This is a genomic window from Pseudomonas sp. RIT-PI-S (assembly GCF_025642975.1).
In the GTDB taxonomy this organism is placed as follows: Bacteria; Pseudomonadota; Gammaproteobacteria; order Pseudomonadales; family Pseudomonadaceae; genus Aquipseudomonas.
Map to the genome: position 1 here is coordinate 23,098 of NZ_JANZKJ010000015.1, position 19,868 is coordinate 42,965.

Annotated in this window: 17 protein-coding genes and 1 pseudogene; 5 read left to right on the plus strand and 13 right to left on the minus strand. The window is 66.8% G+C overall.

Features of this window, described 5'->3' with window-relative positions; genetic code table 11:
• Positions 1-37 precede the first annotated feature (37 nt).
• The 4 genes from dnaX to recR all read left to right on the plus strand — a co-directional run bounded on the left by dnaX (position 38) and on the right by recR (position 4,202).
• Complete coding sequence (gene dnaX / locus OGL93_RS18435) at positions 38-2,065, plus strand: DNA polymerase III subunit gamma/tau (protein WP_263264297.1); 2,028 nt, start codon at positions 38-40, stop codon at positions 2,063-2,065.
• A gap of 24 nt (positions 2,066-2,089) precedes the next feature.
• Positions 2,090-2,416 (plus strand): YbaB/EbfC family nucleoid-associated protein, encoded by a 327-nt coding sequence (locus OGL93_RS18440; RefSeq protein WP_263264298.1) that lies wholly within the window; start codon positions 2,090-2,092, stop codon positions 2,414-2,416.
• A gap of 80 nt (positions 2,417-2,496) precedes the next feature.
• Positions 2,497-3,525, plus strand: a complete 1,029-nt coding sequence (locus OGL93_RS18445) for an NADP-dependent oxidoreductase (RefSeq protein ID WP_263264299.1) — start codon at positions 2,497-2,499, stop codon at positions 3,523-3,525.
• Positions 3,526-3,599: 74 nt separating this feature from the next.
• A complete protein-coding gene (gene recR, locus OGL93_RS18450; RefSeq protein WP_263264300.1) occupies positions 3,600-4,202 on the plus strand; it encodes a recombination mediator RecR in 603 nt (200 codons plus the stop codon).
• Between the two features lie 174 nt (positions 4,203-4,376).
• On the opposite strand, the gene OGL93_RS18455 is transcribed toward recR, so the two are convergent.
• From OGL93_RS18455 to ccoN, 11 genes and pseudogenes are all read right to left on the minus strand, one after another.
• On the minus strand, positions 4,377-4,925 hold the full coding sequence (locus OGL93_RS18455) for an adenine phosphoribosyltransferase (RefSeq protein ID WP_263264408.1): 549 nt from the start codon (positions 4,923-4,925) through the stop codon (positions 4,377-4,379).
• 58 nt (positions 4,926-4,983) lie between these two features.
• Positions 4,984-5,718 (minus strand): fumarate/nitrate reduction transcriptional regulator Fnr, encoded by a 735-nt coding sequence (fnr, locus tag OGL93_RS18460; RefSeq protein WP_263264301.1) that lies wholly within the window; start codon positions 5,716-5,718, stop codon positions 4,984-4,986.
• A gap of 120 nt (positions 5,719-5,838) precedes the next feature.
• Entirely contained in the window at positions 5,839-6,534 is a 696-nt protein-coding gene (locus tag OGL93_RS18465; RefSeq protein ID WP_263264302.1) for a sulfite exporter TauE/SafE family protein, read from the minus strand.
• Entirely contained in the window at positions 6,524-6,718 is a 195-nt protein-coding gene (gene ccoS, locus OGL93_RS18470) for a cbb3-type cytochrome oxidase assembly protein CcoS (protein ID WP_263264303.1), read from the minus strand. The genes OGL93_RS18465 and ccoS overlap by 11 nt, the downstream gene beginning before the upstream one ends.
• Positions 6,697-9,132, minus strand: a complete 2,436-nt coding sequence (locus OGL93_RS18475) for a heavy metal translocating P-type ATPase (RefSeq protein ID WP_263264304.1) — start codon at positions 9,130-9,132, stop codon at positions 6,697-6,699. The genes ccoS and OGL93_RS18475 overlap by 22 nt, the downstream gene beginning before the upstream one ends.
• Positions 9,129-9,656 (minus strand): FixH family protein, encoded by a 528-nt coding sequence (locus OGL93_RS18480; protein ID WP_263264305.1) that lies wholly within the window; start codon positions 9,654-9,656, stop codon positions 9,129-9,131. The genes OGL93_RS18475 and OGL93_RS18480 overlap by 4 nt, the downstream gene beginning before the upstream one ends.
• Before the next feature lie 11 nt (positions 9,657-9,667).
• A pseudogene (gene ccoG / locus OGL93_RS18485) lies at positions 9,668-10,963 on the minus strand (cytochrome c oxidase accessory protein CcoG); the annotation flags it as partial.
• 79 nt (positions 10,964-11,042) lie between these two features.
• Positions 11,043-12,008 carry a cytochrome-c oxidase, cbb3-type subunit III gene (gene ccoP, locus OGL93_RS18490; RefSeq protein ID WP_263264306.1) on the minus strand — a complete coding sequence of 322 codons (966 nt, stop codon included), beginning with the start codon at positions 12,006-12,008 and terminating at the stop codon, positions 11,043-11,045.
• Positions 12,001-12,162, minus strand: coding sequence for a cbb3-type cytochrome c oxidase subunit 3 (locus OGL93_RS18495; protein WP_263264307.1), 162 nt, complete (start codon positions 12,160-12,162; stop codon positions 12,001-12,003). The genes ccoP and OGL93_RS18495 overlap by 8 nt, the downstream gene beginning before the upstream one ends.
• A 5-nt stretch (positions 12,163-12,167) precedes the next feature.
• A complete protein-coding gene (ccoO, locus tag OGL93_RS18500; protein ID WP_263264308.1) occupies positions 12,168-12,776 on the minus strand; it encodes a cytochrome-c oxidase, cbb3-type subunit II in 609 nt (202 codons plus the stop codon).
• Positions 12,773-14,215, minus strand: coding sequence for a cytochrome-c oxidase, cbb3-type subunit I (gene ccoN, locus OGL93_RS18505; RefSeq protein ID WP_263264309.1), 1,443 nt, complete (start codon positions 14,213-14,215; stop codon positions 12,773-12,775). Before ccoN ends, ccoO begins: the two co-directional genes overlap by 4 nt.
• Positions 14,216-14,411: 196 nt before the next feature.
• Here ccoN and OGL93_RS18510 point away from each other — a divergent pair, with 196 nt between their 5' ends.
• Positions 14,412-15,071, plus strand: coding sequence for an alpha/beta family hydrolase (locus OGL93_RS18510; RefSeq protein WP_263264310.1), 660 nt, complete (start codon positions 14,412-14,414; stop codon positions 15,069-15,071).
• Between the two features lie 194 nt (positions 15,072-15,265).
• Here the strand turns inward: OGL93_RS18510 and OGL93_RS18515 are convergent, their stop codons facing one another.
• Positions 15,266-16,831 carry a PAS domain-containing methyl-accepting chemotaxis protein gene (locus tag OGL93_RS18515; RefSeq protein WP_263264311.1) on the minus strand — a complete coding sequence of 522 codons (1,566 nt, stop codon included), beginning with the start codon at positions 16,829-16,831 and terminating at the stop codon, positions 15,266-15,268.
• A gap of 163 nt (positions 16,832-16,994) precedes the next feature.
• On the minus strand, positions 16,995-19,736 hold the full coding sequence (gene acnA / locus OGL93_RS18520; RefSeq protein ID WP_263264312.1) for an aconitate hydratase AcnA: 2,742 nt from the start codon (positions 19,734-19,736) through the stop codon (positions 16,995-16,997).
• Positions 19,737-19,868 lie beyond the last annotated feature (132 nt).

The following is a 19,868-nucleotide window of genomic DNA, read 5'->3' on the forward strand; positions in this document are numbered from 1 at the left end:
ATTGGCGGTCCTAAGCTTCAGGTTGTGACGGGTTTCCATGGGTTATCAGGTTCTTGCACGTAAATGGCGGCCGCGCTCCTTCAGCGAAATGGTCGGGCAGGGCCATGTGCTCAAGGCCCTGGTCAACGCGCTGGACAACCAGCGGCTGCACCATGCCTACCTGTTCACCGGCACCCGTGGGGTGGGTAAAACCACCATCGCGCGGATCATCGCCAAGTGCCTGAACTGCGAAACCGGGATCACCTCCACGCCATGCGGCAGCTGCTCGGTGTGCCGTGAGGTCGATGAAGGCCGCTTCGTCGACCTGATCGAGATCGACGCCGCCAGCCGCACCAAGGTCGAAGACACCCGCGAATTGCTCGACAACGTGCAGTACGCCCCCAGCCGCGGCCGCTTCAAGGTCTACCTCATCGACGAAGTGCACATGCTGTCCACGCACTCGTTCAACGCCTTGCTCAAAACCCTCGAAGAGCCGCCGCCCTACGTCAAGTTCATCCTCGCCACCACGGACCCGCAAAAGCTCCCGGCGACCATCCTCTCGCGCTGCCTGCAGTTCTCGCTGAAGAACATGACCCCCGAACGGGTGGTGGACCACCTGGCGCATGTGTTGGGTGCCGAGAGCATTCCCTTCGAGCAGGACGCCTTGTGGCTGCTGGGCCGCGCGGCCGATGGCTCGATGCGCGACGCCATGAGCCTGACCGACCAGGCCATTGCCTTCGGCGAAGGCCGTGTGTTGGCCGCCGATGTGCGGGCGATGCTTGGCACGCTGGACCACGGCCAGGTGTTCGACGTGCTGCAGGCATTGCTCGAGGGGGACGCCAAGGCGCTGCTGGCTGCTATCGGCCACCTGGCGGAGCAGGGCCCGGACTGGGCCGGAGTGCTGGCCGAAATACTCAACGTGTTGCACCGCGTGGCCATCGCCCAGGCGCTCCCCGACGCGGTCGACAACGGCCATGGGGATCGCGAGCGGGTATTGGCCCTGGCGCAGGCTTTGCCCGCTGAGGATGTGCAGTTCTATTACCAGATGGGCCTGATTGGCCGGCGTGACCTGCCCCTGGCCCCAGAGCCGCGCGCAGGCTTCGAGATGGTACTGCTGCGCATGCTGGCGTTCCGCCCGGCCGGTGACACTGCACCCCCAGCCCAGCTAAAGGTGTCGGGGATCAGCCAGGCCACGGCTGATTCCCCTAAGGCGGTGGCCCCGGCGGCAGTTTCTGCCCAGCCCCAGCCCCAGCCCCAGCCGGCACCGGTCGCGCAACCCAGGCCCCATCCCGAGCCCAAGCCGGCGCCGCAGCCCATGGCCGTGGACGACCCAAGCCTGCCATGGAACGAGCCGGAGGTGCCGGTCACAGCGCCAGCACCGGCGCCCGAGGCGGTGCTCGATACGCGCGCCGAGCCGCCCGAGCTGCTCCCGATGCCTGTGCCTACCCCTGCCAGCGCCGTGCCACCGGCGCCGGAAGTGGACGCCGAACTCGATGACAACGGCGGCGCGCCGATCGAATACCAACCCGCCGGGATGCGCGACGACGAGCCGCCGGCGGACGACGATTACTACCCGGCCGAGGCGGACCCAGCCGGCTATGGTTACCTGGACGACCTTGCCAGCCATGCCGCAGAGCCTGAGCCCGCGCCGGAACCCAAGCCCGCCGCGCAACCGGCCACGGGCCTGGCGTTGCAGTGGCTGGAGCTGTATCCCAAGCTGCCGGTGTCTGGCCTCACCGGTAGCATCGCGGCCAATTGCAGCCTGGTGAGCGTAGAGGGCGACACCTGGCTGCTGCACCTGGACCCCGACCAAGGCGCGTTCTTCAACCCAACCCAGCAGCGGCGGCTGAACGATGCCCTGAACCAGCACCTGGGGCGTACCCTCACGGTGAAGATCGAGCTGGTGCGGCCGCAGCAGGAAACCCCCGCTCAGGCCGCCGCACGCCGGCGGATAGAACGCCAGCACGATGCCGAGCAGGCCATCGCCAGCGATCCGTTCATCCGCCAACTGGTCGAACGCTTTGGCGCCACGGTGCGCAACGATACCATCGAACCCCTGGACGCCCTGGCTAACCAGGGCCAATGAAACAGAACGAGTGGAGTACTGACCATGATGAAAGGTGGCATGGCGGGCCTGATGAAGCAGGCCCAGCAGATGCAGGAAAAAATGGCCAAGATGCAGGAAGAGCTGGCCAACGCCGAAGTCACCGGCCAATCGGGCGCGGGCCTGGTGAGCGTGGTGATGACTGGCCGTCATGACGTCAAGCGCATCAACCTGGACGACAGCCTGATGCAGGAAGACAAAGAAGTGCTCGAGGACCTGATCGCCGCCGCGGTGAACGATGCGGTACGCAAGATCGAGCAGAACAGCCAGGAGAAGATGTCTGGCATGACCTCCGGCATGCAACTGCCGCCCGGTTTCAAAATGCCCTTCTAACGGCGCGCCGCCAGGCCGAGGAAACACCCTCGGCCTGGCGCGGTCTTCTTTCAGTCCCCCTGACTGAAGGAGCCGCCCCCATGGCCGCCGCCACTGAAAACCATCGCATCGTCCTGGCCTCCCGCCCTAAGGGCAAGCCTTCCTCCGAGAACTTTCGCAGTGAAACCCAGGCGCTTCCTGAGCTCCAGGACGGCCAACTGTTGCTGCGCACCCTGTGGTTGTCGCTGGACCCGTACATGCGTGGCCGCATGAGCGATGCGCCTTCTTACGCGCCGCCGGTGGAAATCGGCGAAGTGATGACCGGTGGTACCGTAAGCCGCGTGGAGGAGAGCCGGCACCCCAAATTTCAGAAGGGTGACCTGGTGGTGGGTATCACGGGCTGGCAAACCCACGCTATCTCTGACGGCAGCGGGCTGATGCCGCTGCCCGCCGGGATACCCCAACCCTCGATGGCGCTGGGAGTGCTTGGCATGCCGGGCATGACAGCCTTTATGGGTTTGACCCACATCGGCCAGCCCAAGGAAGGCGAGACGCTGGTAGTCGCCGCCGCGTCCGGGGCGGTGGGCTCGGTGGTGGGCCAGATCGCCAAGCTCAAGGGCCTGAAGGTCGTCGGCGTGGCTGGCGGTGCAGACAAGTGCCGCTACGTGGTGGATGAGCTGGGCTTCGATGCCTGCATCGACCACCGCTCCGAGCAGTTCGCCGAGGCGCTCAAGGCCGCTTGCGACAAAGGCATCGACATTTACTACGAAAACGTTGGCGGCAAGGTCTTCGAAGCCGTGTTGCCCTTGCTCAATGCGCATGCGCGTATTCCGCTGTGTGGGCTGATCGCCCACTACAACGAACACGAATTGCCCGAAGGCAAGGACCGTTTCAGCCTGCTGCCACGGGTGCTGCTGACCAAGCGCGTGCGCATGCAGGGGTTTATCGTGTTCGACGATTTCAAGGATCGGCATTCCGAGTTTTTCTCGGCCATGGTGCCGTGGGTGCGCGATGGCAAGATCAAGTTCCGCGAGGACCGGGTGGATGGGCTGGAAAATGCCCCAGAGGCGTTCTTCGGCCTGTTGGAGGGCAAGAACTTCGGCAAGCTGGTGGTGAAGGTCGGCGATTGACCGGCGAGCGTTGACCCACCGGCGGAGCGCGGGTATAACCCGCGCTTCGCCGTTTTTTGTCAGGTTGTTTCGTCATGAGCTTCAGCCCCTTGATCCGCCAACTGATCGACGCCCTGCGCATTTTGCCGGGCGTGGGCCAGAAAACCGCTCAGCGCATGGCCCTGCAATTGCTGGAGCGTGATCGCAGCGGCGGTGCCCGGCTGTCCCAGGCGCTGGCCCAGGCGATGGACGGGGTGGGCCATTGCCAGCGCTGCCGCACCCTCACCGAAGAGCAGCTGTGCCCGCAATGCGCCGACCCTCGTCGGGACGACAGCCTGCTGTGCGTGGTCGAAGGGCCCATGGATGTGTATGCGGTAGAACAGACCGGTTTCCGCGGCCGTTACTTCGTGCTCAAGGGCCATCTGTCGCCACTCGACGGGCTAGGGCCAGAAGCGATCGGCATTCCGCAGCTGATGGAGCGGATCGAGGCCGAGGCGGCCTTGGCGGAAGTGATCCTGGCCACCAACCCCACGGTGGAGGGCGAGGCCACGGCCCATTACATCGCTCAATTGCTCAGCGCCAAGGGCCTGGTGGTGTCACGCATCGCCCATGGCGTGCCGCTGGGCGGCGAGCTGGAAATGGTCGACGGCGGCACCCTTGCGCATTCCTTCGCCGGCCGCAAGCCGATGGCGTTGTAGGGCAAGCCCGGCGACAGGCGCTACCCGAGCTGCGCCTGAGCGCAGGCGAGCCCGGCTGCTACGGCCCGGGCGTATAAGCTGGCGCCAGCCTGCGAGCCGGGAGGAGCGCATTCCCGGGCCCCGCCCGGTCCCACAGGGTTGGGCGCGGCGCCCTGGCGTTGGCGCGCCCGGTTCTTACATTTCGTCCAGCGCAAAGGCGGTGAGGGTAAACACCGGCACGCCGGCCTCGGTCAGCCGCCCGCCGCCGCCCAGCTCGGGCAGGTCGATGATGGCGGCCGCTTCGTGCACATGGGCGCCCATGCGGCGGGTGAGGTTCACCGCGGCAAGCAAGGTGCCGCCGGTCGCGATCAGGTCATCGAACAGCACCAGCGAGTCGCCTTCGCACAGGCTGTCGGCGTGCACTTCCAGAAAGGCTTCGCCGTATTCGGTCTGATAGCCCTCGCTGATCACATCGGCGGGCAGCTTGCCCTGCTTGCGGAACAGGATCAGCGGCTTGTTCAGCTCATGGGCCACCACCGCGCCAATCAAAAAGCCACGGGCATCCATGGCGCCAATGTGGGTCACGTTCTGCTCCACATAGCGCTCCACGAAATGGTCGATCACCGTGCGCATGGCCTTGGGCGACTGAAACAGCGGGGTGATGTCGCGAAACACCACACCGGGCTTGGGGAAATCCACCACCGGGCGGATCAAGGACTTGAGGGTGGAGTCATCGAAGGGCATGGGCACGTCTCGGCAGGCACAAATGGCGGGCATTATACCCGCCGCCGGCAGGCGCTGCTCAGCCCTGCATCGCCCCGCCCGCCAGCGCGCAAAGCTCTTCGGGCTGGAGGATCTGCACTTCCTTGCCTTCGGCGGCGATCAAGCCGCCTTGCTGGAAGCGGGTGAACACCCGAGAGACGGTTTCCACCGCGAGGCCGAGGAAGTTTCCGATATCGTTGCGAGACATACTCAGCCGGAACTGGTTGGGGGAATACCCCCGTGCGCGAAACCGCGCCGACAGGTTGACCAGGAAGGTCGCGATGCGCTCGTCGGCGGTTTTCTTCGACAGCAGCAACATCATTTGCTGGTCGTCGCGGATCTCCCGGCTCATCACCCGCAGCAGTTGCCGGCGAAGCTGCGGCAGCTGCGCGGCAAGGTCTTCGAGGCGCTCGAAGGGGATCTCGCACACCGAGGTGGTTTCCAGCGCCAGCGCAGACACTGGGTAATGCTCGCTGTCCAGGGCGCTGAGGCCGACCAGCTCGCTGGGCAGATGAAAGCCGGTGATCTGCTCCTGGCCGCCGTCACTGAGGCTGAAGGTCTTGACCGCGCCGGAGCGCACGGCGTAGATCGCGCCGAAGGCGTCGCCCTGACGGAACAGAAAGTCGCCTTTCTTCAGCGGGCGGCCACGCTTGACGATAGCGTCGAGCGCGTCCATGTCTTGCAGGTTCAACGACAGGGGCAGGCAGAGCGGTGCCAGGCTGCATTCCTTGCAGTGGGCCTGATGGCTCGCGCCCTGTTTAAGTGGCTCGGACATCTGTGAAATTCCTTGAATCACTCTCAAAGCGCAAGGGTAACTGATTTTTTCCGGGGCAGGGCGAGGGGAGAGTCTTGAGGTGCTGTTAGGCAGCTGTTAGCCCATAACGGTACAACCGTCTCAAAACCAGTGCCGCCATCCCATCAGCCAATGCTGATGCGGGCCGGGCAAGCTCCATAAGCCAAACGCCAGCACCAGCAGCCCGGCGGCGACACGCACGCCACGCTGGCGCAGCCAAGCCAGCAGGCCTTGGCTGGCGAGCCCGGTGGCAAACATCAGCGGCCAGGTACCCAGGCCGAAGGCCAACATCAGCGCGGCGCTTTTGACGGCATCGCCTTGGGCGGCGCTCCATAGCAGGGCGCTGTACACCAGCCCGCACGGCAGCCAACCCCATAGCCCACCCAGGGCCAGTGCCTGCCCCACGGTGCGCGCCGGCAGCAGGTGGCGGCTGAGCGGTTGCAAGCGGCGCCATAAGCCGCGGCCGAGCGCTTCCACGCGGGTCAGCCCCTGCCACCAGCCGGCCAGATACAGGCCCATGGCAATCAACAGCAGCGCGGCCAGGGTGCGCAGCACCGCCAGGGCCGGGGTATGCGCCACGGCAAGGCCCAGGCTGCCGAACAGCAGCCCGGCCAACGCGTAGCTGAGCACCCGGCCGAGGTTGTAGCCCAGCAGCAACGGCCAACGTCGGCCCTGGCCTGGCGGGGCAGCCAGGCTCAAAGCGCCCATCAGCCCGCCGCACATGCCCAGGCAGTGGCCGCCGCCGAGCAGGCCGAGCAGCCAGGCGCTGGCCAGCGCGGGCAGCCAGTCAGCGCTCATCGCGTGGCGCCTGGGTGCGCTCGCCGGCGGCGTGGTGCGCCGGGTCGTCGTCATCGAACAGGATCCGCTGGGCAGGGCTGTCCAGGTCGTCGTACTGGCCGCTGCCCACCGCCCAGAAAAACACGTATAGCGCCCCCGCCACGATCAGCAGGGCCGCCGGTATCAACCAATAGAGCGCTGCCATGCCGGCTGCTCCTGTGCAGGTGTCGAGGAAGCGTGGGCCACGCGCAGCGCGTTGAGCGTCACCGCCAATGAACTCACTGACATCCCCAGCGCGGCCCACGCCGGCGTTACCAGGCCGAGTGCGGCGAACGGCAGCACCAGGGCGTTGTAGAGCGCCGCCCAGCCCAGGTTCTGCAGCACGATGCGCCGGCCTTTGCCGGCCAGGGCGAAGGCCCGGGGCAGGCTGGCCAGGTCATTGCCGAGCAGCACCGCATCGGCGCGGGCCTTGGACAGGTCCGTGCCGGCGCCCATGGCAATGCCCACATCCGCTGCCGCCAGCACGGGCGCGTCGTTGGCGCCATCGCCTACTACCAGCACGCGACAGCCCTCAGCGCGCAGGCGTTGCAGGGTGGCGAGCTTCTGCTCGGGTGTGAGCCCGCCGTGGGCAGGTATGCCCAGTGCTGCGGCGACCTCTGCCAGCGCTGGCGAGCGGTCCCCGGAGAGGATCATCACCTGCCAGCCGCGTTGACGGGCATCCTCGACCAGCGCCTGGGCACCGGGCCGCAGCCGATCGTGCAGGGCAAACCAAGCCAGTGGCCCTGCGGCACTGCCCAACAGCAGCCATTGGCCGTGGTTGGACGGCAGGGTGGGCGCGGCGTTATGGGCCAGTTGGGCGACAAACGCCGGGTCACCCAGGCGCAGGCGCATGCCCGCGACGGTGCCCTCCAGCCCGCGGCCCGGTTCGCTGCGCACGGCTTCGGCCAGCAGCGGCGAAGGGCCAAAGGCGCGCGCCAACGGATGATCCACCTGCGCCTGGAGGGCCGCGGCCCACTCCAGCGCCGTGGCCGCCGAGGTATCGCCCAGGGGTACTACCTGGTTCAGGGTGGGGCGGCCCTCGCTGAGGGTGCCGGTTTTATCCAGCACCAGGGTGTCGATGCGGTTCAGGCTTTCCAGCACGTCACCACGCAACACCAGCAGGCCCAAGCGTTGCAGGCTGCCCGTGGCTGCGGTGAGAACGGTCGGGATCGCCAGCGACAGCGCGCAGGGGCAGGTGGCGACCAGCAGCGAGAGCACTACCCAGAACGCCCGGCTGGGGTCGAACCAGCTCCAGGCGGCGCCGACCACGCCCGCCAGCAGCAGGCTGATGGCCAGGAACACCCGCGCCGCCCGGTCTGCCCACTGGGCCAGCGGTGGCTTCTGGGCCTGGGCTTGCTCCAGCAAGCGGAGGATGGCTGACACGCGCGTGCCGCCACCGGTGGCCTGCACTTCGACCACCAGCGCACTGCCGAGGTTGAGCGTGCCGGCGTTGACCGAGCCGCCGGGGCCACGCGGCTGGGGGCGCGACTCACCGGTGAGCAGGGCCTCATCGAGCTGGCCATCGCCCGCCAGGATGACCCCATCGGCGGGCACCTGGCCGCCGCTGGGCACCCGCACTCGATCTCCGGGGCGTAATTCACTGAGCAGCACGCGCTCGTCCGCCGCGCCCTCGACACAACGCAGGCAGGAGGCCGGCAACAGCCGGGCCAGGCCCTGGCCGCCGAGCTGGGTGCGTTCCCGGGCGCGCCGCTCGAGGTAGCGGCTGCCGAGCAGGAACAGCGCGAACATGCCCACGGTGTCGAAATACAGCTCGCCCCGGCCGTGGATCGCGGTGTAAATCCCGGCGCAATACGCCAGCCCGATCGCCAGTGCGGCCGACACGTCCATGCTCAGGCTGCGTGCCTGCAGCGCCCGCCACGCCGCGCGAAACAAGGGACCGCAGCTGTAGAACACGATCGGCGTGGTGAGCAGCAAGGCCACCCAGCGCAAGATCTGGTGCAGCGGGGGTGACAGGTCCAGGTTGAATTCCGGCCAGGTGGCCATGGCCGCCATCATCGCCTGGAACCATAAAATCCCGGCCACACCCAGGCGCCGCAGGGCACCGCGGTTTTCTTCGGCCAGGGCCAGGCTGGCGACGTCTGCCTGCCAGGGTTCGGCGGCGTACCCCAGAGCCTGCAACTGGCCAATCAAGTGCCCAAGGCTGGTCGCCGTGGCGTGCCAGCGCAGGTGCAGGCGGCGGTTGGTCAGGTTCAGCTGCACCTGCGCCACCCCCGGCAGTTGCCCTAGCCTGCGCTCGATCAACCAAGCGCAGGCGGCGCAAGTGATGCCCTGCACCTGAAGCGTCGCCTCCTGGCTGTCGCCCACGTTGTGTGCGAACCGCTGGGCCAGGTCCGGCCGGTCGTACAGCGCCAACTCGTCGGCCGAGGGCCGGGGTAGCTCGCGAGGGTTGGCCGAGGGGCCTTCGCGATAGTGGTAGAACTGCCCCAGGCCCGCCGCACTGATGGTTTCGGCCACCGCCTGGCAACCGGGGCAGCAAAACGCCCGCGCCTGGCCGCCCACAGTGGCGGCGAAGCGGCCGGGGTACGCCACCGGCAGCTGGCAGTGGTAGCAGTTGATCATTGGGCTTGCCGCCGCAGTTCGCCGGGCAGAGGTTCATCCCCAAGCCGCGCATCGGTGCCGGGGGCAAGCCACTCTTCTTCGAACAACCGCCAGGGCTGCCCCTGCTGCTCGCCCAGCACTTCGATAAAGCGCCGGCCCGTCACGGCTGTGTCCAGGTGCCCCAGATAGCGCCCTGGCTGGCCGCTGAAGTTCAGCGTCAAATGGGCATCCTGCTCGGGCTGGGTAGGCGACAGCAGGTTAACGCTCAGCTGCGGCGGCTGGCTGTCGCCTGTCAGTTGAAGGTCGACCTGGCCGGTGACCTGGTCGATACGCAGCACGGCCTGCTGGCCCAGTTGCCGCGCGAGCCGCTCACGCGCCAGGCTGCGGTCGATGCCCAGGCCCGCGGCATAGTACTGGTCCGTAACCAGGCCATCGGGCTGGCGCAGGGAGATGGTTACCATCAGCAGGGTGCCGCCGATCGAAGCCAGCATCAGGCCGAAGATGAACCACGGCCAGCGGTGGCGGTACCAGGCGCCTGTATTCATCGCCGCCCCGTTCAAGGGTCCGGCCCGGTGAAGCGGCTATCGGCGCTGAGCTGAGCATCGCCAGCTGCCAGGTGGAAGCTGATCGCAACGGTGCGGCCGGGCCACTGCTCGGGCGCCAGCGACAGGGTCACTACTGCGCTGGCCTCGGCGAACGCCGGCACGTTCAACTGGGCGTTGCCTTGCAAGCGCAGCCCCGGCCAGCCGCTGGCGCTGAGGTGGTAGGTCTGGTCGATCGCGGTTTTGTTGGTCACGCTCAAGCGGTAAACGTTCTCCAGCCGGCCATCGGCGCTTTCCCGGTAAAGCAGGCGGTCTTTGCTGATATCCAGCGTGGCCGGCGCACGCGTGGCCAGGGAGGCGCCAAGCGCCAGGAGCATCAGCCCCAGCACCGCGCCATAGCCCAACAGCCTGGGGCGCAACCGGGTGGGTGGCTCACCGGCCAGGGCGCGTTCGCTGGTGTAGCTGATCAGCCCCTTGGGATAGTTCATCCTGCTCATCACCTCGTCACAGGCGTCCACGCAGGCGGCGCAGCCAATACAGGCGATCTGCAGGCCGTCGCGGATGTCGATCCCGGTGGGGCATACCTGCACGCACAGGGTGCAGTCGATGCAGTCGCCCAGCCCCTGCGCGCGCGGGTCACTGCCTGGGCGCCGGGGGCCACGGGCTTCGCCACGGCCACTGTCGTAGGCCACGATCAGGCTGTCGCGGTCGAGCATCACGCTCTGGAAGCGCGCATAGGGGCACATGTGTACGCATACCTGCTCGCGCAACCAGCCGGCGTTGAGGTAGGTGGCCAGGGTGACGAACCCCACCCAGAAATACGCCCACGCCGAGGCCTGCCCGGTGAAGCCGTCTATCACCAGCGCCCGCGCCGGGCTGAAGTAGCTGACGAACGCCAGCCCCGTGGCCAACGCCAGCACCAGCCACAGCCCGTGCTTGGCAGCGCGGCGCAGGGCCTTGGTGAGCGATCCTGGCGCGGCATCCAGGCGAAGCCGTTGCCGGCGTTCGCCCTCGGTGATTTTTTCGCACCACAGGAACAGCCAAGTCCACACGCTTTGCGGGCAAGCGTACCCGCACCACAGGCGGCCCGCGTAGACGGTCGTGAAGAACAGCGCGAAGGCGGCCACGATCAGCACGCCGGCCAGGAGGGTGAACTCCTGCGGCCAGAAGGTGGCGCCGAACAGGTGGAACTGGCGCTGCGGCAGGTCGAACCACACGGCCGGGCGGCCGTTGATCTGCAGCCAGGGCAGGCCGAAGAACAACCCGAGCAGCACCGCGCCCAGCCCCACCCGCAGGCGGCGGAAGCGCCCCGGTGCAGTGCGCGGCTGGATTTTCCCGAGGCCGCGTGGAGGCGCCGGGGTGTTGCCCAGCAGCTGTACCGGTATACGGCTATCGCTCGGCGTCGTCATGGGCCAGGTTCCATACATAAGCAGCGAGCACGTGCACCCGGTCATCGCCTTGCAGCAGTTGCTGCGCCGGCATCTGCCCCTGGCGACCATTGGCGATGGTCTCGCTGACCTGGGCAAAACTCGACCCGTAGATGAACGCACCGGCCTGGGCCAGGTTCGGCGCGCCCATGGCTGGGTTACCTTCAGCGCCTTTGCCATGGCAGAGCGCGCAGGTGGTGGCGAACAGCGTTTGGCCATTGGCGGCGCTCGCGGTCACGCCGCTGGGCAGCGGGCGTTGGTTGAGCTGCAGCACATAGGCGGTCACGTCTGCCACGCCCTGGGCGCCAAGCACTGGCCCCCACGGCGGCATCACGCCCATGCGGCCCTTGAGGATGCTGGTGGTGATCGCCTCGGGGCTGCCGCCCCAGCGCCAGGCCTGGTCGGTGAGGTCCGGAAAGCCCGGCGCGCCACGTGCGTCCAGCCCATGGCAAAGGGCGCAATTAGAGGCGAACAGCCGCTCGCCCATCTTCATGGCTTGGGGGTCTTTGGCCAGGGCCTCGACCGGGGTGGCGGCGAAGCGCGCCAGCAGCGGCGCGTACTGTGCCTGTGCCTGGGCTTGTTCCCGTTCCCATTCGTGCACGCTGCTCCAGCCCGCCTGGCCGTTGGCGAAATGCGCTTTCTTGGTAGGGTCCAGGTATTCGTAGCCTGGCATCAGGCCACGCCAGTTGCCAAGGCCTGGGTACAGCGCCAGGTAAACCAGCGCGAACACCAGGGTCGCGCCGAACAGCCATAGCCACCAGCGGGGCAGGGGCGTGTCGTATTCCTCGATCCCGTCGAAGCTTTCGCCCGTGGTTTTGCCTTCGCCAGCCGGCGGCGGGGCGCGGAAGGTGGCGTACAGCAGCCATGCCATGGCGCCCAGCGTGCCGAGGGTCAGCACGGTGATGTACAGGCTCCAGAAATCACTCATCGCCCGGGCCCTTGGCCGGTTCGTCGGCGAAGGGCAGTTGCGCCGCTTCGTCGAAATCCGCTTTGCGGGCCTTGCTCCAGGCCCAAACGATCAACCCGATAAAACTCAAGAAGACCGCCAGGGTGCCTAGCCCGCGCAGGGTTCCGATATCCATGGGCGTCACCGTTTGCTTTTGATCAAGGTGCCGAGGCCTTGCAAATAGGCCACCAGCGCGTCCATTTCGGTTTTGCCGCGCATCGCGGCTTCGGCGCCGGCGATGTCCGCATCACCGTAGGGCACGCCCAGCGCCCGCAGGGTTTGCAGTTTACGGGCCGTCTGCTTGCCATCCACGGGCGCCTGGGCGAGGAACGCATACGCCGGCATCACGGACTCGGGCACCAGGCTGCGCGGGTCTTTCAAGTGGGCCACGTGCCAGGCATCCGAATAGCGCCCGCCCACCCGTGCCAGGTCTGGCCCGGTGCGCTTGGAGCCCCACAGGAAGGGATGGTCCCACACGCTCTCGCCGGCCACCGAGTAATGCCCGTAGCGTTCGGTTTCCGCGCGCAGGGGGCGGATCATCTGCGAATGGCAGCCTACGCAGCCGTTGGCGATGTACACGTCGCGACCTTCCACTTCCAACGCGCTGCGCGGCTTCATGCCAACGATGGGCTGGGTGGTCACGTCCTGGAAGAACAGCGGCACGATCTGGGTCAGGCCGCCCACGCTGATGGCCAGGATCATCATCAACGCCAGCAGGCCGACGTTCTTTTCCAGCCGCTGGTGGTTCATGGCTGGGCCTCGGAGGGCATGGCGGCGGCTTGCGCCGCTTGTTCCGGGCTGCTGGCGCGCACGGTGCGCCAGAGGTTCCAGGCCATCACCAGCATGCCGCTGGCGAAGCAGGCGCCGCCGGCCAGCCGCACCAGGTAACCGCCGTGGCTGGCCTGCACCGCCTGCACGAAGGTGTAGGTCAGCGTGCCGTCGTCGTTGACCGCGCGCCACATCAGCCCCTGCATCAGGCCATTGACCCACATGGCGGTGATGTACAGCACGGTGCCCACGGTGGCGAGCCAGAAGTGCGCGTTGATCGCGGTAATGCTGTGCATGGCCGGGCGGCCGAAGGCGCGAGGGGCCATGTGGTAGGTGGCGCCGATGGTGATCATCGCCACCCAGCCGAGCGCGCCAGCGTGCACGTGGCCGATGGTCCAATCGGTGTAGTGGGACAGCGCATTGACCGTCTTGAGGGCCATCATCGGCCCCTCGAAGGTGGACATCCCGTAGAACGCCAGGGCCACCACCAGGAACCGCAGGATCGGGTCTGTACGCAGTTTGTGCCAGGCCCCTGCCAGGGTCATCATGCCGTTGATCATGCCGCCCCAGCTGGGCACCAGCAGGATCACCGACATCACCATCCCCAAACTTTGCGCCCAGTCCGGCAGGGCGGTGTAGTGCAGGTGGTGGGGGCCGGCCCAGATATACAGCGTGATCAGCGCCCAGAAGTGCACGATCGACAGCCGATAGGAGTACACCGGCCGCTCGGCCTGCTTGGGCACGAAGTAATACATCATGCCGAGAAAGCCCGTGGTCAGGAAAAAGCCTACGGCGTTGTGGCCGTACCACCACTGCACCATCGCATCGGTGGCGCCGGCATACAGCGGGTAGGACTTCATCAAGCTGGCCGGCAGCGCGAGATGGTTGACGATATGCAGGATCAGCATCACCAGGATGAACGCGCCGTAAAACCAGTTGGCCACGTAGATATGCCGGACCTTGCGCGCCATCACGGTGCCGAAGAACAGCCAGGCGTAGGCGATCCACACCACGGCCAGCAGCACGGCGATGGGCCACTCGAGTTCTGCGTATTCCTTGCTGGTGGTATAGCCCAGTGGCAGCGATACCACGGCTGCCACTAGCACTGCCTGCCAGCCCCAGAACACGAATTGCGCCAGGGCGTCGGAGATCAGCCTGGCCTGGCAGGTGCGTTGCACCACATACAGTGAGGTGCCGAACAGCGCGCAGCCGCCGAAGGCGAAGATCACCAGGTTGGTGTGCAAGGGGCGCAAGCGGCCGAAGGTGGTGTAGGGCAGGTTGAGGTTCAGGCCCGGCCAAACCAGCTGCGCCGCAATGAAAACGCCCACCGCCATGCCGAGGATGCCCCAGATCACAGTCGCAACGGTGAACTGGCGCACAACCCGGTAGTTATAAGCCGTGGTGCTCTGTGTCGTGCTCATGTCTATTCCACAATCGGGGCGGGGCAGCCGGCGGCAGTGTGGGGGAAGCCGCTTCGTCGCGCAATGCGACCGGGCGCCTCGCCGGCAGCCGGACTCTATGGTTTTCCTGTCTGGCTGGTCAAGTTTTTTGCTGCCGCCGGCGTGGTGCTTTCGCCCAGCCTCAGGCACAGTCGGGCTTTGCCCGGAGGTAGCCGACGTGAACGATGAATGGGCCGAGCGAGTCCGCGAAAACGGCTGGTTGTGGGACAGCGCCAGCAGCCAGGCCAGCGAGGACGAGCGCACCTGCCTGATCCTGGCCCATGGCGCAGGCGCGCCCATGGACAGCCCCTTCATGAACACCGTGGCCAGCCTTCTGGCCCGGGGTGGGGTGGATGTGCTGCGTTTCGAGTTCCCTTATATGGCCCAGCGCCGCGTAGACGGTGGCAAGCGCCCGCCGAACCCGCAAACGCGGTTGCTGGAGAAATGGCGTGAAGTATATGCGCTGGCGCGTACCCAGGTGGCGGGAAGGCTGGCTATCGGTGGCAAGTCCATGGGCGGGCGCATGGCCAGCCTGTTGGCGAACGAGCTAGGCGCCGACGCCCTGGTGTGCCTGGGTTATCCGTTCTACGCCGCTGGCAGGCCCGAGAAGCCGCGAACCGAGCACCTGGCGGCCATCCAGGTGCCTACGTTGATTCTCCAGGGCGAGCGCGATGCCCTGGGGGACCGCGCCAGCGTGGAGGCCTACGAGCTGTCGCCAGCCATCGAGGTGTATTGGCTGGCCGCCGCCGACCACGATCTCAAGCCCCTCAAAAGCTCAGGGTTCACCCACGAGCAGCACCTGGAGGCCGCGGCCGACCGGATTTGCGCGTTCCTGTAGATACCGGCCGTACGACATGGATCGCTCCACAACGCGGGCCCCGTAGCAGCAGGGCTTGCGCGCAATAGGCCCCAACACCGCACGATCCCCGGTCCCGGTCCCGGTCCCGGTCCCGGTCCCGGTCGCCGGCAAGCCGTGCTGCTGCTTGCGCGGGACCATGGAATCTCCCGTAAGGGTAAAGCCGGCAGATCGCCTTAGCGGTTGAACCGCTCCACCAACGAGTATTGGCTGGCGGCGGTCTGGGTCAGGGCTTCGCTGAGCAGGGCGGTGCTTTGTGCCTTGCCGGAGGTCTGGTCGGCCAATTGCGCAATGGTGCTGATATTGCGGCTGACTTCCTCGGCCACGGTGCGCTGTTGGTCGGTGGCCGCCGCAATCTGGGTAGTCATGTCGGTGATGTTGGCCACCGCTTCGCTGATCCCCACCAAGGCTTCGTCAGCCTCCAGCACCCGGGCCACGCCTTCTTCGGCCTGGCGGTGCCCCGCTTCCATGGTCTGCACCGCGGCATTGGCGGTTTGCTGGAGCTTGGCGATCAAGCCGTGGATCTGCCCGGTGGACTCAGCGGTGCGCTGGGCCAGCTGGCGTACTTCGTCGGCGACCACCGCGAAGCCGCGGCCCATTTCACCGGCGCGAGCCGCTTCGATCGCGGCGTTGAGCGCCAGCAGGTTGGTCTGGTCGGCGATGCCTTTGATCACATCGACCACGCCGCCGATCTCGTCGCTGTCCTTGGCCAGGCGCGTGACGGTTTGGCCGGTCTCGCCTACCGAAGCAGACAACCGCTCGATGGCGTCGCGGGTTTCTCCGGCGATGCCGCGGCCACGGCTGGTCAGGCGGTTGGCCTGCTGGGTGGCATCGGCGGTGCGTTGCACATGGTTGGCCACGTCCTGAGTAGTGGCGGCCATCTGGTTGACCGCAGCGGCCACTTGCTCGGTTTCAGCCTTCTGCCGGTCCAGCCCCTCGGAGCTTTCATGGGCCAGATGATCGGCTTGGCGGGCTTGGCCGTTAAGGTGCTCGGCAGTGTCCTGCAAGCGGGTGAGGCAGGTTTTCAAGCGTGCGTCCTGGCTGAGCATGGACATTTCCAGCTGGCCTTGCACGCCGCGGCTATCGGTGTACATCTGCGCGATCAGCGGGTCGGAGGTGGTCTGTTCGGCCAGCTCCAGCAAGCGGTTGAGCCCACGCTGTTGCCAGCTCAAGCCCAGCAGCCCCAGCGGGACCGACAGCGCCGCGGCAGCCAGGAAGCCCCAGCCGCCGCTCAACCACAGGCCGATCAAGAAGCCCACCTGGCTCACTAGAATGAACGGCAGCCAGTCGCGCAGCAGCGGCAGCCAGCGTTCCATGGCCGCCACCGGCGCTTTGCCGGCGTTGAGACGGGCATAGAGGGTCTGTGCCCGGCGGACCTGCTCGGCGCTGGGCTTGACCCGTACCGATTCGTAGCCCACCACCTGGCGGTTCTCCAGCACGGGGGTCACATAGGCGTTGACCCAGTAAAAATCCCCGCTCTTGCAACGGTTCTTGACGATCCCCATCCACGGGCGGCCCTCCTTGAGGGTGTTCCACATATGGGCAAACACTGCCGCCGGCACGTCTGGGTGGCGCACCAGGTTATGCGGGGCACGGATCAGCTCCTCCCGGTCATACCCGCTGATCTCCACGAAGGCATCGTTGCAGTAGGTGATCAGGCCTTTGGTGTCAGTGGTCGAGATCAACCGCTGGTGAGCGGGGAAGGTACGTTCACGCTGGGTGACGGGCTGATTGTTGCGCATGGGGAGGCAGGTTCCGCTGAGGGCTTTGGCAGGGTGTCGGCCGAAGGGCGAAGAAGTTTAAGAACTCTTTCTGCCGACGGTTCGCCGGCTGTCACCCGCGCCTGCAAAGACGCGGATGAACCGGCTTTGCAAGATCGGGCGACAGCCCCCGCGAACCGCTGGCTCAGGCCGCGATCATCTGCCGCAACACATAATGCAGAATCCCCCCGGCCTTGAAGTATTCCACCTCGTTCAAGGTGTCGATCCGGCACAGCACTTCCACGTCCACCGGCGCGCCGGCGGCGGGTGTGATGCGCAGGGTCAGGTGCATCCGGGGCGTGAGGGTGGCGCCGGTGAGGCCGAGGACGTCGAAGCGTTCATGGCCGGTGAGGCCCAGGGTTTTGCGGCTTTGCTCGGGGAAGAACTGCAACGGCAGCACCCCCATGCCCACCAGGTTGGAGCGGTGGATGCGCTCGAAGCTCTCGGCGATCACCGCCTTGACCCCCAGCAGGTTGGTGCCCTTGGCGGCCCAGTCGCGGCTGGAGCCGGTGCCGTATTCCTGCCCCGCGATGATCACCAGCGGGGTGCCGGCGGCCTTGTAGCGCATGGCGGCATCGTAGATGGCCAGCTTTTCGCCGGTAGGGATGTGCAAGGTATTGCCGCCTTCCTCACCGCCGAGCATTTCGTTGCGGATGCGGATGTTAGCGAAGGTACCGCGCATCATCACTTCGTGGTTGCCGCGGCGCGACCCGTAGGAGTTGAAGTCCTTGGGCTCCACGCCTTTTTCCCGCAGGTAACGCCCGGCGGGGCTGTCGGCCTTGATATTGCCGGCGGGGGAGATGTGGTCGGTGGTGACCGAGTCCCCCAGGACCGCCAGGGCCTGCGCGCCTTCAACGTTTGCGATGACCGGCAAGGGGCCGGCGATCTCCTCGAAGAACGGCGGGTGCTGGATATAGGTAGACCCTTCCTGCCACACGTAGGTCGCGGCTTGCGGCACCTCGATGGCCTGCCATTGCGCGTCGCCGGTGAACACCTCGGCGTATTCCTTGCGGAACATCGCAGTGCTCACCTTGGCGACGGCATCGGCGATTTCCCGCTGGCTGGGCCAGATATCCCGCAGGTACACCGGCTGGCCATCCGGGCCTGCGCCCAGCGGGTCACTGGAGATGTCGATGCGCACATTGCCCGCCAGGGCGTAGGCCACCACCAGCGGCGGCGAGGCGAGCCAGTTGGTTTTCACCAGCGGGTGAACCCGGCCCTCGAAGTTGCGGTTGCCAGACAGCACCGAGGCGACGGTCAGATCAGCCTGCTGAATGGCTTTCTCGATGGGCGCGTCGAGCGGCCCGGAGTTGCCGATGCAGGTGGTGCAGCCATAGCCCACCAGGTCGAAGCCCAGTTGTTCGAGGAACGGCAGCAGCCCAGCGGCTTTGTAGTAGTCCGTCACCACCTTGGAGCCCGGCGCCAGCGAGGTCTTCACCCAGGGTTTGCGCGTCAGCCCTTTCTCCACCGCCTTCTTCGCCAGCAGGCCGGCCGCCATCATCACGCTGGGGTTGGAGGTGTTAGTGCAGGACGTGATGGCGGCGATCACCACGGCGCCGTGCTTGAGCGCGTAGGTACCGGTGGCGTCCGTGTATTGGGCCTCGCCGGCCTGGTCGGCGTTGCCCACCGCCACGCCGCCGCCACCTTCGCTTTCCAGGCGGCCTTCCTCTTTGCTGGCCGGCTTGAGTTGCAGGCCGATGAAGTCATTGAACGCTTGGCTTACCTGGCCGAGCGGTACCCGGTCCTGTGGCCGCTTGGGCCCGGCGAGGCTGGATTCGACCTCGCCCATGTCCAGCGCCAGCTGTTCGCTGAACACCGGTTCCTGCCCTGGCAGGCGCCATAGCCCTTGCGCCTTGCAGTAGGCCTCGACCAGCTGCACGGCCGCTTCTGGCCGGCCCGACAGCCGCAGGTAGCCGAGGGTGATGTCGTCTACCGGGAAGAAACCGCAGGTGGCGCCGTATTCGGGTGCCATGTTGGCGATGGTGGCGCGGTCGGCCAGGGGCAGGTCTGCCAGGCCGTCGCCATAGAACTCGACGAACTTGCCCACCACGCCTTTCTTGCGCAGCATCTGCGTTACCGTCAGCACCAGGTCGGTGGCGGTAATGCCCTCGCGCAGCTTGCCGGTGAGCTTGAAACCCACCACTTCAGGGATCAGCATCGACACCGGCTGGCCCAGCATGGCGGCTTCCGCCTCGATACCGCCCACGCCCCAACCGAGCACGCCCAGGCCGTTGATCATGGTGGTGTGCGAGTCGGTGCCCACCAGGGTGTCGGGGAAGGCGTAGGTGCGGCCGTCCTCTTCGCGCGTCCATACGGTGCGGCCCAGGTACTCAAGGTTAACCTGATGGCAGATGCCCGTGCCCGGCGGTACCACGCTGAAGTTGTCGAAGGCGCTCTGGCCCCAGCGCAGGAAGGCATAACGCTCGCCGTTGCGCTCCATCTCGATGTCCACGTTTTCGCCGAAGGCCTGCGCGGTCCCGTAGCGGTCCACCATCACCGAGTGGTCGATGACCAGGTCCACCGGCGACAGTGGGTTGATCCGCTGCGGATCGGCGCCGGCCTTGGCCACCGCGGCGCGCATGGCGGCCAGGTCCACCACCGCGGGTACGCCGGTGAAGTCCTGCATCAGCACCCGCGCGGGGCGGTACTGAATCTCCCGGTCGGAGCGCCGCTGCTGCAGCCAGGCGGCGAGGGCCTGCAGGTCGGCCGGGGTAACGGTCACACCGTCCTCCCAGCGCAGCAGGTTCTCCAGCAGCACCTTGAGCGACATCGGCAGCCGTTGCAGGTCGCCCAGCTGCGCAGCGGCGGCGGGCAGGCTGTAATAGTGGTACTCGCGGTCGCCGACCTTGAGTGTCTGCAGGGTTTTCAGGCTGTCGAGGGAGGGCATGCAACGGTCTCCTGAGCGGCGCGCACGGCACGGGCCAATGGCTAAGGTTCTTTGCACTGGACTTTACCGCCGCCGGCTGGGTTCCCACGGGTTCACCATCGGGCGCCGCGCCCTCAACGCAAAGGCGCACGC